The following is a 16,024-nucleotide window of genomic DNA, read 5'->3' as shown; positions in this document are numbered from 1 at the left end:
TGCGATCATCGATGTATGTACTCGTTTGCTCGGCATCTATAGCAACCCTAAATCATTCGCCTAATTATTGTAGGGGCAATCCCCCCGTGGTTGCCCCGATAGATAGGGGGTAGGCACGGGGAGTAGGGGTAGCACTACCCCTACAAATTTATCTGAATCATTTAGGATTGCTATAGTAGAATTGATGGAGATGGGGCTGGAATCGGTTTTTGAGGGGAGTTTTTAACCGCAGATGCAGGCTGATAAATACTGAGGGACGCAAATAATTGAGGGGACGCGGAAATGAGAATTAAAAAATTAGCTTTTTGGGATAATTTACGAGAGTGGCGTTTTGAACCGATATATTTTTCCAACTTGGCTTTATTAGTTGGGGTATCTGGTGTGGGCAAAACACAAATTTTGCAAGGAATTTTGCGTTTAAAAGAGATAGCCAATGGTGAGTCCTCAAATGGTTTAGGTTGGGATATTACATTCTCGACAGTAAATAATGTTGAGTACCGCTGGCAAGGTCAATTTGAAACAAAAAAAAATCTGCCCATGATTCTTGATAAGGAAGACGAAACTAATGAATTTAGGATTATTAGAGAATATTTAGGGAGACAGGGAAATGTAATTATAGACAGAATAGCTAATGAAATTATACTTAACGGGAATAAAACTCCTAAATTATCGCCATTTCAAAGTGCTGTTGAAATTTTAAATCAAGAGGAAGATATTTCACCTGTTCACCAGGCTTTTAATCAAATAGTTATAAACAATATGAGTTCCCTTGATGGTTTTTACGATATCATGAGGACAACAATTTCAAAAATTGAGATTGCCTTGGATAACCTTAAAGCAAGCAACTTGCCACTTCAAATTAAACTCGCTTTTATTTATCGCGACTACTCAGAGGTTTTTAATAACATTAAACGCACATTTATAGAAATATTTCCTCAAGTTGAAGATGTAAAAATAGAAGCGGTAGAAGATGACACTTCATCATTTACGAGTTTTCCCATTCAGATAAAAGAGAAAGGTGTCACTGATTGGATATTTCAAAATAACATTTCATCAGGAATGCTGAAAACGCTAATTCATATTAGTGAACTGTACTTGTCGCCCGAAGGCACTGTAATCCTGATCGACGAATTTGAAAACAGCTTGGGGATTAACTGTATTGATGTGGTGACAGATTTAATTGTAGAAAATAGAAATATTCAATTCATTCTTACCAGCCACCATCCCTACATAATCAATAATATTGGGATGGAGCACTGGAAAATAGTCACTCGCAAAGGTGGGGTTGTAACTGTGATAGATGCTAAAGATTTGAAGTTGGGAAAATCGAGGCATCAAGCTTTTACGCAACTGATTAATCTAGAAGAATACAGCGAGGGAATTAAAGTTTGATGAATCTGTATTTTTTAGTCGAAGGGAAGCAATCCGAGAGAAAAGTTTATCCTGCATGGCTGGCTCATCTTTTACCGGAATTGCAGCGAGTTGATAATTGCGATGATGTGAATGAAAAAAATTATTACTTGATTAGCGGTGAAGGATATCCTTCATTAATATACGATTTTATCCCGCGTTCGATCGCCGAAATTAACTCAAACGGAAAATACAGCTATTTTGTAGTATGTCTCGATGCCGAGGAAAATACTGTTGCCGAACTCACAACAGAAATTTATGATTTTTTAACTGAGCAGAAATTGAAATTATACAATGCAGAACTTGTGCTGATATTTCAGAATCGCTGCTTGGAAACTTGGCTGTTGGGTAATCGGAAGATTTATTCCAGAAATCCTCAAAACAAACCTTTGCTAGATTATACTAAATATTACGATGTTTCAGTTAACTGTCCCGAAAATATGGGCAGATATCAAGACTTTAATACTCACGCTCAGTTTCACGGAGCTTATTTGAGAGCGTTATTTGAAGCTAAAAATATTACCTATTCAAAAAAACGACCGGGAGATGTACTCAAGCCATTTTATTTGGAACAACTATTGACAAGGATTCAAATTCAGCCCGAACAACTGACTACTTTCCGTCAGTTCATCGATTTCTGTAACAAAATTAAACCAAAAGTGTCAACTTAAAAGGCAACAAATAAGAGAAAATAAAAATTAAAAGGTAGAGACAGATTTGCAAACTGTCCCTACCCAAGCAGATACAGTTAGGATACATTTCATACTAGATTTAGATAAAACACTTTAATCTCGCACAACTCGCAAAAATAACTATGAACAACCCAGCATCTTACACATCATCCCAAATGACCGATCGCGAACGCGCGAACCTCAGCAAGCTAATCGATTACAGTTCCATTCGATCGATACCCGAAATTTGGGCGATCGTCAAACAGCGATTTCCTCAAACCGTCGCCCTCCACGACCCCCACAGCCAGCCAGAAATCAAACTCACCTACACCGACCTCTACCAACAAATCCAGCAATTCGCCGCCGGCCTCCAAGCCCTCGGCATTGAACCAAATCCCGAAGAAGCAGTCCCTCCCCGCGTCGCCCTCTTCGCAGACAACAGCCCCCGCTGGCTGATAGCCGACCAAGGTATCATGATGGCCGGGGCCGCGAACGTTGTTCGAGGCGCCACCGCCGACCCTCAAGAACTCCTATACATCATCCAAGACAGCGGCAGCAGCGCCTTGGTAGTCGAAAACCTGGCATTACTGAAAAAACTGCAACACCGCCTCCCAGATTTGCCCATCCAACTCATCGTCCTCCTCTCCGACGAAGAACCGGAAACCAGCCAAACCCTCAACACAGTCAAATTTTCCCAAGTGATGACCACAGGGGCAAACCGTCCCCTCAAACCCACCAACCACAAGCCTCAAACCCTCGCCACCCTCCTCTACACCAGCGGCACCACCGGCAAACCCAAAGGCGTCATGCTGACTCACGGGAACCTGCTGCACCAACTCACCACCTTGGGCACTGTTCTCCAGCCCGAAGCCGGCGAGGGCGCCCTCAGCATTCTGCCCAGTTGGCACGCCTACGAACGCAGCGTCGAATACTTCCTGCTTTCCCAAGGATGCACGCAAATTTACACCAATATTCGCTATTTCAAACAAGACTTTAAAACTTACAAACCCCAGTACATGGTCAGCGTTCCGCGCATCTGGGAATCGATTTATGAGGCCGTACAAAAGCAATTTCGGGAACAGCCACCTAACAAACAAAAATTGGTGGATTTCCTGTTATCTGCCAGCCAGCAATACATCGAGAACCGCCGCATTTTCCAAGGATTAACTCTTAGTTTGAAACCGGCTTCTGCTTCCGAAAAACTAATCGCCCGCACCAAAAGCATTGTGTTGTCGCCCGTACACGCCCTCGCCGAAAAACTGGTTTACCAAAAAGTCAGGGAAGCTACAGGGGGACGCTTAAAATGGGCGATTAGCGGTGGCGGTTCTTTGGCCGCGCATATAGACAATTTCTTTGAAATAGCGAATATCGGTTTGTTAGTGGGATACGGTTTAACCGAAACTTCGCCGGTTTTAACTGTGCGCCGCCCTTGGCACAATCTTAAAGGTTCCGCAGGACAGCCTCTAGCCCATACGGAAATTAAAATAGTAGACCCAGAAACCAGACAGCAACTGCCCACAGGCCAGCGCGGTTTAGTATTGGCGCGGGGGCCGCAAATTATGCAGGGCTATTATCTTAATCCCCAAGCGACTGCCAAGGCGATCGACTCCGAGGGCTGGTTCGACACCGGCGACTTGGGCTGGCTGACACCGGGAAACGACTTAATCTTGACCGGGCGGGCCAAAGATACGATCGTCCTCACCAACGGCGAAAACATCGAACCCCAGCCCATAGAAGACGCCTGCCTCCGCAGCCCCTACATCGACCAAATTATGCTAGTAGGTCAAGACCAGAAATCAGTCGGCGCCTTAATTGTCCCCAATGCAGAAGCCGTGCAGAAATGGGCAGAAACTCAGAATCCCCCATTACACGAAATTGACTGGAATAGCAAGACTATTCAAGATTTATTCCGAAAAGAATTGAACCGAGAGGTGCAAAATCGCCCCGGATACCGCGCGGACGATCGCATCGGCCCGTTCCGGTTGATTCAGGAGCCATTTTCGATGGAAAATGGAATGTTGACCCAGACCCTGAAAATTAAGCGCCCGGTTGTGACGCAACACTACCGCGATATGATTGACGGGATGTTTTGAAATATTCGCAGGACTTGGGGAATGGAAAAGAAAAAATTATCCCAACACCCGAGTCCCGAGTCCGAGTCCTCAGTCCTGGGCCATTAGTTCATATTTACCAACTAATGGCCCAGGACTAATGCCTAATTCCTAATTGACAAGCAACAACTTTATGGAACCACAATTACTCTTGAAGCGATCGATTAACGTTAAAGTCGTCGTTACTCCCCGCTGGAAAGAAGAAGCTCAACAGCAACTCCAAGCCCAAATCAACCAAATAGACTCTCAGCTACAACAGTTAGAAATGCAAGGGCAGCGGATGATTTCAGAAATCCAAAAGCAAAATCTGCAGCCCCCAGGCCCGCAAGTAATGCAGCAAATAGAAAACATTCAAGTGCAGGTGAATCAAAGAAAAAGCGAACTGCTAGAACAGAAAAACCAAAACCTGCAACAGCTTCAGCAAGTGCAGGTGCTAGACCTGGAACAAGAAGTGAGTCAAGGTCAAATTGACGGCACATTCACTGTCGGGCTCGGAGAAAACTTGATTCAAAAAATGCAAGTAGAAATACTCCTCCGCGACGGCATAGTCGAAGAAATTCGAGGTGATATTTAGAAATTGGTAAGTGGTAATTGGCGATCGGTAATTGGCAATTGATTTTGAGTCAACAGTCACACATCAAGAATGCGAGAGACTGGCATAATAATAAGTATTGCCGGTGGCCGATCGCCAATTATCAATTGCCAAATACCGATTACCTATTACCAACACAAAAGGACTTTTTACAGATGATTCGCGAAGTTTTCATGCCAGCCCTGAGTTCTACCATGACAGAGGGCAAAATTGTTTCCTGGGTCAAATCCGCCGGAGACAAAGTAGAAAAAGGCGAAACGGTGGTAGTGGTTGAATCCGACAAAGCCGACATGGATGTCGAGTCTTTCTACGAAGGCTATTTAGCAATAATTATCGTACCGGCGGGCGAAGTTGCTCCGGTAGGAGCGGCAATCGCCCTGGTAGCAGAAACAGAAGCCGAAATCGCCGCAGCTCAGCAGCAAGGATCCGCCGCCCCAACCGCAGCCGCCGCCCCCGCTCCCAGCCCCGCTCCTGTGAGCGCAGCTACATCCTCAGCAGGTTTGCAGCAAAATGTCAGCCGCCAAAACGGCCGCAGCGTCGTTTCTCCCCGCGCTCGCAAGTTAGCCAAAGAGTTTAAAGTAGATTTGAATTCTATCAAAGGCAGCGGGCCCAACGGTCGCATTGTCGCAGAGGATGTGGAAGCAGCAGCCGGCAAAGCTCAACCAGCTCCGGTTCAGCAAGCGGTAACAGTTCCCGCAGCACCCGCACCGGCATCTGCAGCACCCGCCCCCGCAGCAGCCAAACCCGCACCCGCACCAGTCCCGGCGATCGCACTTTCGGGCCAAAGAGTACCGATGAATGCGCTGCAAAATGCGGTGGTGCGGAATATGGAAGCAAGTTTGAGCGTGCCGTCTTTCCGCGTGGGTTACACAATTACTACTGATAATCTGGACAAACTCTACAAACAAATTAAGTCCAAGGGCGTCACGATGACGGCTATGCTGGCGAAGGCTGTAGCAGTAACTTTACAAAAACATCCTCTGCTGAATGCTTGTTATTTGGAGTCGGGTATTCAACACCGCGCTGATATTAATGTGGCGGTAGCGGTGGCGATGGATGGCGGCGGTTTGATTACGCCGGTGTTGCAAAATGCCGATCGCCTCGATATTTATTCGCTCTCCCGCACTTGGAAGGATTTAGTCGATCGCGCCCGCACCAAGCAGTTGAAGCCGGATGAATACAGCACGGGAACTTTCACTCTTTCCAATTTGGGAATGTTTGGAGTAGACAAGTTTGACGCGATTTTGCCGCCGAATCAAGGCTCGATTTTGGCGATCGGCTCTTCGCGGCCGCAAGTAGTGGCAAACGAGGATGGTTTGATGGGAGTGAAGCGGCAAATGCAGGTGAATATTACTTGCGATCACCGGATTATTTACGGTGCTGACGCGGCGTCTTTCTTGCAAGATTTAGCGAAATTGATTGAGACAAATCCTCAGTCTTTGACGCTTTAATTAGTTAATTGTTGACAGTTGACTGTTGACAGTTCGCAGTTGACTGTTGACAGTTGACTGTTGGCAGTTGACTAAGGATATATTAGTTCCTTGCCTCTGACCGGGAGGCGTTGTTGTGATGGATAATCTTTCTGCTCATAAAGTTAAGGGTATTCAAGAACTCATTGAAGCAGCCGGAGCTAGGGTTATTTATTTATCTCCTTATTCTCCTGATTTTAATCCAATTGAAAATTCTTGGTCTAAACTTAAATAAATTTTACGTTCTCTTGTTATTAGCAGCCGCGACTCTTTAGAAATAGTCCTTAAAGATGCTTTATATCTTATTTCCCTTAAAGACATTCAAAATTGGTTTGTTAATTGCTGTTACTGTACCTCATGCGGTTGAAAAGCGCTGTAATGAGGACGGAAAAAATCTACGGGTGGATTAGGTCTGCGATCTGGTCTAGCTATTTTTGGTAGGCTGTACTCAGCGCCCTTACAGTCTTAGCACTGAGTCGCTTTAAAACCAAACTAAGACAACAAACAAGTAAGAAGTAAATGACCAAGGTTATAGCTACAGGCCCCCTAAACAAAATAAAGTCAAAATGAATAAGGAACGTATTATGAGTCAGAAATAATTCAAAAGAAATATCTCCTAAAAAGCAGAGAGATAGAGAGTAAACTTTAAATTTTGTCAATAAAGAAATCAAAAAAAGCAAGGTGAGACTTATTGAAATGTGTAAAATACTACGAATTAAACACCAATAGATATTTGCTGGTCCTTCAATAGCGAGGTCAAAAACCATACTCAAATAATTTAGATATAAAATTGAAACGACAAAAGTGCAAGCTATTAATTCTGCAGGCAAATTAAATTTTACCTTCCTAAAAGCACTAAGATAGATAATACAAGAACCAGACAGTATAACAGTTAAAACTAAAATTGACCAAATTGCCGAGTAAGCACGAAAGTGGAATATCTCTGATGCCTTAAATAGGAATGTGGACAATAAAATACTACCTACTATACAACCTATATAACTTAATATTTTGTCATTCAATATTTTATTAATTTTGTCTTTGATCAAGGATGAATTTAGTCCCATCCAGCAACCAAAAGGAAAGCTGAAAGCATTTACTTTTGCCAAAAACATAGTTTCTGGGATAGAAATTAGCGCCAGCGATATCAAGAATAAAAATATTAATTTATGCTGATTTGAAAGACCAAATTTGAAAGTTAAATAAAGGAGACAGTACCAGAATAAAATAAAAATTATAAACCAAGTTTTACCATCTAAGCTATACATAAAAAATAATATTCGTGGAAGCTCAAGCAAAATATTTTGCTCGACTCCTTCTAATAATATTTTCAAAAAAAGCAGCAACCCTAGAGCAAATACTATGGGAATTAATATCCTGGATACTCTTTTTAAGAAGAACCCTTTAATTCCTTTATTTTGCATAGATATAGATAATCCATACCCAGAAAAAATTAAAAAGATAGCAACTCCAACCATGCCAGCTTCTGACCAAATTCCATACAGAGAGGGTGCAGGTTCAGTGTAATAGCATAAGTGATTAAAGAGGATCAGAATAATTGCAAAACCCTTCAACTGATTCGTCTGCAAAGAAGATAGTGTATCGTCATTAAAAGACGGACGTAAAGTAATGAAAAATAAGACAATTAAAGCAACTACCAAAAAAACATCGAAAAAAGGATTATCAATCTGAAGTTTAGTCTGATAATGATTCACGAATAAAGGTGCTGTATTCATATCAACTCAACGTTCTACCTGCCAGACGGCATTAATGATTACTGAATGCTCAAAGCTCATCCATGCTTAGTGTGGAACCAGATATTAAAAAAGTTCATGTAAAATTCGGGCAATGAGATATAGAACACCCGGTGGCAAACTTCTGTTGGTCAGAGCTAACAGATATTTCTCTATACCTTGCCAGTAATTCAAGTCCTATCAAATTCCATACCTATGGTAGATGACAAGCTGCTTGGCTGTCAACAAGATGATTTACACTCGCAAGCGGCAAAAGATGGCGTTAAGGTCTTGTCTTAAAAAACACTTCGGCTTATGAAAAAAGTAATAAGTTCTGGGCTAAATCCGTCCCATGTGCGATCTGACCGGTCAGCTCGCAGCAAGCTGTTGAAAATGTTTGGCTTAGTGTACCTCATGCGGCTGCAAGCCACTGTAATGCTTCTCTTAACTCATTAACACAAAAACCAAAAGGTTAACAGTCAACAGTCAAAAGTCAACCGTCAACCGTCAACAGCCAACCGTCAACCAATAACTAATTACTCGATCGCACAGTCAAAACTTGGGGCGGCGTCGCATCCGGCGGATACAAGAAATCCACCTGCACCAAACGGCGTTCCCCCGGCTTCATATTCACATTCACCAAAGGTTCCCCCTGCTGTCCCCTGCGCTGCACGATGTGAATGTAGCGCGTCAAAGTCTTGCCCGTATCATCCTTAAACATCACCCGCACCGTACCTCGGAAAAATATCCGATTTTCAGGAGGATCGTAAAACATCAATCCCCCCGCTTCTGTATTTGCCTTGACGGGTGTTTGCATTTTAATGCTAACAGATTGGGATTCACGAGATTTGTTGTAAAGCGGAAAAGTTAAGTTGTATTGAATCCCGTAATTACCGTGAGCAGAATAAGCAGTATCGGGATAGCGAGCTAACATTTTAGCGCTTTGAATTTGACCGGTGCCAAAAGTCCCCGTATCCGTTGTGCTCAAAGCATAGGAAAATGACTCGCCGCGCTTGGGAATAGTTAAATAATCGGTTCTCGAATTGTCCGTAATTTTAGCTTGCCACTGGGAACCTTCAGCGACTCCTGCCACGCGGCCATAAATTTTTTGCACCGGATTTTCGCCTTTCGGAGTTGGTGCTAAATCTCTGGGCCCTGCTAAACCTTTGGTATTTAAAATATTTTCCCACTCTTCTAAAGTCGGATATTGTTCGACTCCTCCTTGACTTTGAGGAGCAAACATTGCTAATGACGCTACATAAACCGAATTGCTGCTCGACATTCGCATTAAGGTCGATCGACCGTTGGAAGAAGGCGTGACATTCCCCACAGGTATCGGCAAATTCATCAGCATTCGGCTCTGATTGCCCGGAATCTCGATCGCAGCGGGCAAAATGGCTTGTCTGAACCCCCGCAATACATCGCTCGTGATGCGGCTTCCAGGCCCCGCAAACACAGTGCCGAATCTATTTTCTAAATACGACGGCAAATCGACAAACAAGGCATCCGGCCGAGTTAAATAAGTTGCTCCTTGCAAGACATTTAAAGTAACAGGTTCGGAGTTAGGATTGTGGACAATTATTCCTTGAAATAAGGTGCGAGTTTCTTCGCGATTTTTAGCCCTGGCGATGTGGTGGGCAAAGATGTCAAATCGGCCTTTGAAGGCAAAGTTTAAATGAGCCGAAGGTACTTGTTTTGATTCCTGGGGAAATGTGGAGAGCAAAATGCCTTCGGTTTGCACGACTTCCGGACTGTTGCTGTTGAAAACCGGGATGTTGTCGAGTTTTCCCGGTAAAACGCGCACTTGTTGGGGCACAGTTATCGTTTTTAGCAAGCTGCTGCTTGGCTGTGGTGGTAAATCCAGTTGGTTTTCGGGTAGGGGGGCTTCTGGCTGGATCAGCAGTTGTTGTTGGGCGGGAGGTGCGGCGATTGTTTGAGCTAGGGGGAAAATTGGCAAAAACATTGCTGTGAGCGCGTTTAACTGAACTTGCATTGATATTTGACCGATCCTCTGGGAGGACTCCGCTAACGGGCGATCGACACAAAACTTTACCACAAGTTGGTTGATGTGTTTGAGGAATTTTGGATTTTAGCACAGACGTGGCGCTCAGCTTTCGATCGCACCTTCCTGATACCAATTTAATGTGAAGTTGCACAGATATCGATCCCCCTAAATCCCCCTTAAAAAGGGGAGTAGGGGTTGACTTCAAGAAGCTTCCGGTCCCCCCCTTAGTAGGGGCGGTGCCCCCGTGCCCGCCCTCTTGGCTAGGGGGGATCGAATTCTATGCAGCCTCATAAAAAATTGGTATGAGTCCGCGCACCATTTCCAAAATTGTTGGGCGTGAAGTCGGTTTCGATCGTCGGACGCTCAAACAATTTACCAATTACCAATTACCAACTTGCGTTATTTCTGTTTTATGACTACCAACGTAATGTCGTCAAAAACTTTATGTTTGTCAATATGTTGCAGCAGATGATCAATTACTGCTTGTCGAATTTCTTCAGCCGTTTTGTGGCGATTTTCTTTGGCCACATGGCACAATCTTTCTATGCCGTAATACACTTTATTTATCTTTACAGCTTCGGTAATTCCATCTGTGTAAAGAACTACTACATCCCCTGGATTAAGATGCACTTCAACTTGGCAAACAAAATCAGCAATATCTTCCTCTAATCCCAGAGGAAAGCCGAGTTCCGTGGTATCTATCCGTTCGATGTTACCATCAGTACGGACTACAATTATTTCTTCATGTTGACCGCTGAGGGTAAAGTTACTATCTTGATAATCTAACAAAGCCAAGGTCATGTTTTTAGACGAGTCGATGCGCTCGATATTGGCATAAAGGGTGCGGTTTAACACATCAAGAAACTTCACCGGATCGGTTTCGTTCATTTGTTGGAGAGTGCGGACGGCGGTTTGCGCCATAATCATTAATACGCCACTTTCTAAACCATGTCCCGTAACATCGCCGATGGTAATTTTTACCTTATCATTTTGGGTTAGCACGTCGTAGTAGTCGCCACCCACTTCATCGGCAGGTTCCATATATCCAGCTATTTCTAATCCTTTAATTTTATCAAGTTCTGATTGTTTGGGCAAGATCATTTGTTGCAGTCGTTTCGTGACTTCTAACTCAGCACTGAGGCGGAGGTTTTCGGCTTTAAGTTTGTTATTGAGACTGCTAATTTCCTGGTTTGCTTGGGCGAGTTGGGCGGTGCGTTGTTGCACCTTTTCTTCTAAAGTTTGATAGAGACGGGCATTTTCGATGGAGATCGCAGCTTGGGCGGAAATGATGTTGAGGACTTCTAAGCGATCGCGCGTAAAAGCGCCCGCTGTTAAATTATTTTCTAGGTATAAGATGCCTACCAACTTACCTTGATTAATCAGGGGGCTACACAAAATAGATTTAGGTCGCTGCTGAATAATATACGGGTCAGAGGCAAACCTAGTTTCAGTGGTTGCATCATCGATCGCAAGAGTTTCTTGCGTGCGTTCTACATAATTAACCAGCGAGATAGGAATCTCTTGACTTTCAATCGCTGACTTGGAGATTATTTGACATCGTTCACCCGTACATTGAGCTTCAATTTTCCACTCACCTGCTGGGTCAGGTATGAGGAAATAAAATTTTTCTGCTCCCGCGTTTTCCAGCAAGACTAGCATCAAATTCGAGAGCAATTCATCCAGATGAACTTTTCCTGAGAGCACTTGGGAGGCTTTGATAATTGTTGATAAATCCAGAGCTTGTGCAGCACCTAAATTGGTAGAAGTGACAGTATTTCTGGTCTGAACAATCATTTCGTCTCCTCCACTCGTCAGGCTGTTTTTCCTACCGACGACTGGTGCGAGTAATTCAGCATGGCGCTCTTCTAAATCTTTAACTTTTGCCTGCGCTCCCCAGCGAATATAAGCATAGTAAGCGTCAATCAGGTAGGTACGCGCTACTTTCTGACGACCTAATGCTAAATAAAATTCTGCTGCTAGTTCATTGGCGAGGGCTTCGTGCTGGACGTATCCATTTTCCTTGGCTCCATCTATCGCCCGGTCGTAATATTCCATTGCTGTGAAAAATTGCCCCAATACGCGGGCTTTTTCTGCCTCTACTAAGTCATACTTATGCTGGTAATTCATTGGGCAATGGAACGCCCAATTTTTTATAGTTTTCTGAGTTTCTTCGACTTGGCTCAGGTATTCTTGTTTCTTTTCTTCCTCTCCTGAAACTGCTTCAAAATGGGCTAAAAGAATCAGACAATAGTAAAAGCTCTGTTCAATAAAGCTAATATTTGATTGAATGTAAATTGAATATTTCAACCCTTCTCTAGCAAATTCTAGAGCTTCTTCATACTGCTTAAATAAATAGCAAACTACAGTTTTCGCATAATAAACCCTGAATAAGCACATAAAATTTTTTACTTCTCTTAAATAAGTGATAGCTTCTTCCTCATTTAATATGCTGCCAATCAAAAGCAGTTTATTATCTGTCATCCCCCTTAAATTTTCTACCAATTGACCGAGAATTTTGAGTAAATATAACTGGTGTTCTTGGGACAAGTTATCGGCAAAATCAATATAGTGTTTTTGTTGTTCTTGCACGTAGTCTAGATGCTCGCCATTAAAAAACAGATGAGCGCAGTAGTAATCAGCAGCATGACAAGCATATTCTATATCTCCAAATTCTAAGCCGCTATTAATTGCTTGACGCAGAGGTTCTATAGTTTCTCTAGTATGCTTTTTAAGGTGGTTAATACAGATCGAAACATTAAGCAATATTTTAGAACGAAACTCTTGGGCATCTAACCGCTCTAATACCTGCAAAGAAAGTTGACCGAGTTGATAGGCCAAATCTATATCTGGTATTAGCCAACACACCATTGCTCCGTAAATCGAGTACGCAAAAGTACACTGTGGCGAATTCCCATGATGACGAGAAAGTTCGATCATAGTATACAGAATTGGCATCGCTAGCGGGCTTTCTGCAAAACAAGCAGGTGGGAATAGGAAAACTAAAAGCTCCATAGCCGCCCGCTTGTAGGGATCGGTCATTTCTGGCAAGTTCGCTAACTCCTCGATATTTAACTCTTGGGGGGGTGATTGGGATAGGGTCACTCCCAGCATTTCTAGAACTTGCAGCCCATTATCTAACGCAGATTGAATCTGGTTTTTAGCGAGGTTAAGCCTAATTTTCAGCACATATAAGTTGACTTGTTCGAGGATTGTTTTGGCTTTTTGGAGAGACCGATCGCATAAAATTCCCGCTCGTTCTAAATTGGCATTGAGATATTCAGCTTCGGCCGCTTCCAGATAAAAATTAAATGTCAGATCGTATCTACTTTCCCAGCTATCTTGACTCAGCAGTTATATACCTACATTCAAATAATTAACAGCGGCTTCATATGCAGTCGCGGCCTTTGCTTTCTGTCCGGCGATCAGGTTTAATTCAGCCAACTCATCTTTTTCTGACTGATTAGTTAGCAAATCTGTGCCAAAATTCAGTTGGTTAACCAGAGCAAAAATATTATCTTTTCGCTCTTGCTCTGTTGTATTATTCAGCAACAGTTGACCAATTTTCAGGTGAGTGGCTTTTTTTTCCGATTCTGGAATCAAAGAATAAGCTGCTTGCTGCACTCGATCGTGCAAAAATTTGTAGTCAACTTTGATATCGCGTATAGATGCCAACTCTTCCTGGGCAAAGAGTAGAGGAATTTTGTAATTTTCAGACAGCGGCAGAATCAAACCCGCTTGCATTGCCTCCCACAAATGAGCAGCCGTCGCTAAGTTTGATTCTTCATTGACAATTGATAAAACTTCTAAATTAAATTGGTTGCCGATACAAGCCGCTAGTTTTAATAATTTCTGGGTTGTTTCTGGGAGTTGGCGAATATTTCGGGCAACCAGTTCAACAATATTGAAATCTGCGATACCAATTGCTTGGATTTGTTGAATATCCCACTCCCAGCGGTCTGTATCTACTTGATAAACCAGCAGATTTTCTGAGTACAGGGTTTTGAGTAGCTGCGTTAAGAAAAACGGATTGCCTTGGGTTTTATTAAAAAGTAATTCCGAAAAAACTTTAATTTTGTCTGAGTTTACGCTGGCATCGAGAGTGTCGGCGATTAATTGGTTGACGCTATCCAAAGCCAGCGCTTGAATGGTGATATTATTCACCACCGTTTCATTTCCTTGAATTTTTTCTATGGTCTGAATTAAAGGATGAACGGGACTGACTTCGTTATCTCGATAAGCTCCAATCGTTAACAAATATTTGTTATCTGGATCGGTTACCAAGAGTTGGATTAACTTTAGAGATGCCGAATCTGCCCACTGTAAATCGTCAAGGAAGATGACTAGCGGGTGTTCGGGTTGACAAAAAACTTGAATAAATTGTTGAAATACCCGATTAAATCTGTTTTGCGATTCCGAAGATCCCAGTTGAGGAACTTCAGGCTGTTTACCGATAATTAGTTCTACTTCGGGGATAACATCAATAATAACTTGACCGTTATTATCTAGCGCTTTTAATAAGTTTTCTTTCCAAATAGCAATCTGTTTGGAATTTTCTGTTAATAGCTGACGAACTAATTCTTGAAATGCTTGGATTAACGCTGCATACGGAATATTGCGCTTAAACTGGTCAAATTTACCCGCAATACAATATCCCCTAGCTGCTACAATTGGTTTATGAACTTCATTGACGATTGAAGTTTTACCAATCCCGGAATAACCGGAAACTAACATCATTTCGGTAGCACCGAGGCTGACTCGTCCAAAGGCATCTAGAAGAATTTGGACTTCGATTTCTCTACCATAAAGCTTCTGGGGAATGAGTAATTGGTTGCGGCGATCGCGTTGACCGATGGGAAAACTTTCAATCTTGCCAGTTGTCTGCAATTGCTGCAAACAAGTTTCCAGGTCAAATTTTAATCCCGCCGCACTTTGATATCGGTCTTCCGCATTTTTTGCTAACAGTTTCATCACAATATCTGAAACCGCTTGAGGAATTTCTGCTACCTCTTTAGGTGGGACGGGTTGTTTGGCAATATGACAGTAAACCAACTCCATCGGATCGGTGGTAGTAAATGGCAACTGGTTGGTCAGTATTTCATAGAAAGTCACTCCTAAAGAATAGAAATCGGTGCGGTAGTCAATTGCTCGATTCATCCTCCCCGTTTGTTCGGGTGACATATAAGCGAGAGTCCCTTCTAGCAAGTTGGGATTGCTAATGCTTTGGTTTTTCAATTCCAAGCGCGATGAAATACTAAAGTCAGTCAGTTTTACTTTTCCGGTCGCTGGATTGATAATGATATTTGAGGGCTTAATGTCTTTGTGAATGATCGGTACTTGATGGAGATAGATCAAAGTTTCGGATAGAGCGATCGCTACCCTCAGCAACTCGGTTATTGACAGGTTATTGGCTGCCATAAAATGATAAAGGGATAGACCCCCACAATCTTCTAATATTAGCGCTAAACTCTTCTGATAATTTTCTAAATTGTAAGTTTTGACAATTCCTTCACACTCTAAATTTTGAGTAATTATAAATTCTTGCCTTAACTTGGTGATTTGTTCAAGCGTAGGATATTCATTTTTTATTATTTTAACGATAACAAGCTGTCGATCCCGATTTCTTATCCCTCGATAAACAACGGTTCTGACTCCTTCGTAAATATTTTCTATAATTTCGTATCCTGAAAGAACGATCATTTTTTTCACCTTACCCTTTTCATTAACTATTCTAAATCGATGTTATCTAGTTCATCTCGACTGGCGGTCATAATTGACTGAGGAACTGGGGGACAGCCTGCTTCGGTATTGCTTTGAGTGGGTTCGCTCATCTGGCTCTCCTGAGTTAAAATGTAATAATGGTAACAGTGTAGATAAGTATTTGATTTATGAATGGGAAATGAGGACTTTGACATCCGCCCCGGCGTGAACGCACGGAGATTCCATCTATTCAAGCCAATCAAAAATTGACAATTGCTTAAATTCTGGTGGGTTGACGCTTCTTTGGGTGCTGCTATCCTGGGATAGTCTTATGCT

9 protein-coding genes and 1 pseudogene are annotated in these 16,024 nt (G+C 42.7%); 6 read left to right on the top strand and 4 right to left on the bottom strand.

The genetic code is table 11. From position 1 onward, the window contains the following. Window positions 1-282: 282 nt before the first annotated feature. The 6 genes and pseudogenes from QUB12_RS14400 to QUB12_RS14375 form a co-directional block, all read left to right on the top strand. A complete protein-coding gene (locus tag QUB12_RS14400; protein WP_333144547.1) occupies window positions 283-1,392 on the top strand; it encodes an AAA family ATPase in 1,110 nt (369 codons plus the stop codon). Further along, window positions 1,392-2,081: a hypothetical protein gene (locus QUB12_RS14395; protein ID WP_333144548.1), complete on the top strand. Its 690-nt coding sequence runs from the start codon at window positions 1,392-1,394 to the stop codon at window positions 2,079-2,081. The genes QUB12_RS14400 and QUB12_RS14395 overlap by 1 nt, the downstream gene beginning before the upstream one ends. Window positions 2,082-2,224: 143 nt before the next feature. After that, entirely contained in the window at window positions 2,225-4,174 is a 1,950-nt protein-coding gene (locus QUB12_RS14390) for a long-chain fatty acid--CoA ligase (RefSeq protein WP_333144549.1), read from the top strand. Window positions 4,175-4,325: 151 nt separating this feature from the next. Next, entirely contained in the window at window positions 4,326-4,766 is a 441-nt protein-coding gene (locus QUB12_RS14385) for a YlqD family protein (RefSeq protein WP_015179467.1), read from the top strand. Window positions 4,767-4,939: 173 nt separating this feature from the next. Then, on the top strand, window positions 4,940-6,235 hold the full coding sequence (locus QUB12_RS14380) for a dihydrolipoamide acetyltransferase family protein (protein ID WP_333307275.1): 1,296 nt from the start codon (window positions 4,940-4,942) through the stop codon (window positions 6,233-6,235). Between the two features lie 100 nt (window positions 6,236-6,335). Beyond that, window positions 6,336-6,485 (top strand): annotated as a pseudogene (locus QUB12_RS14375) (transposase); the annotation flags it as partial. A 196-nt stretch (window positions 6,486-6,681) separates the two neighbouring features. Here QUB12_RS14375 and QUB12_RS14370 read toward each other — a convergent pair. From QUB12_RS14370 to QUB12_RS14355, 4 genes are all read right to left on the bottom strand, one after another. Further along, window positions 6,682-7,989 carry an acyltransferase family protein gene (locus QUB12_RS14370; RefSeq protein WP_333144550.1) on the bottom strand — a complete coding sequence of 436 codons (1,308 nt, stop codon included), beginning with the start codon at window positions 7,987-7,989 and terminating at the stop codon, window positions 6,682-6,684. A gap of 529 nt (window positions 7,990-8,518) precedes the next feature. Continuing rightward, window positions 8,519-9,979 carry a DUF3370 domain-containing protein gene (locus QUB12_RS14365; RefSeq protein ID WP_333144551.1) on the bottom strand — a complete coding sequence of 487 codons (1,461 nt, stop codon included), beginning with the start codon at window positions 9,977-9,979 and terminating at the stop codon, window positions 8,519-8,521. A 411-nt stretch (window positions 9,980-10,390) separates the two neighbouring features. After that, the gene (locus tag QUB12_RS14360; RefSeq protein WP_333307235.1) at window positions 10,391-13,177 is read right to left on the bottom strand and encodes a SpoIIE family protein phosphatase; all 2,787 of its coding nucleotides are present in this window, start codon (window positions 13,175-13,177) and stop codon (window positions 10,391-10,393) included. A 165-nt stretch (window positions 13,178-13,342) separates the two neighbouring features. Further along, complete coding sequence (locus QUB12_RS14355) at window positions 13,343-15,688, bottom strand: serine/threonine-protein kinase PknK (RefSeq protein WP_333307233.1); 2,346 nt, start codon at window positions 15,686-15,688, stop codon at window positions 13,343-13,345. Window positions 15,689-16,024 lie beyond the last annotated feature (336 nt).

This window comes from Microcoleus sp. B7-D4 (genome assembly GCF_036705125.1).
Classification (GTDB): Bacteria; Cyanobacteriota; Cyanobacteriia; order Cyanobacteriales; family Microcoleaceae; genus Microcoleus.
Note: the sequence above shows the minus strand (reverse complement) of the source record. Positions and strands in the feature narration are given on the sequence as shown.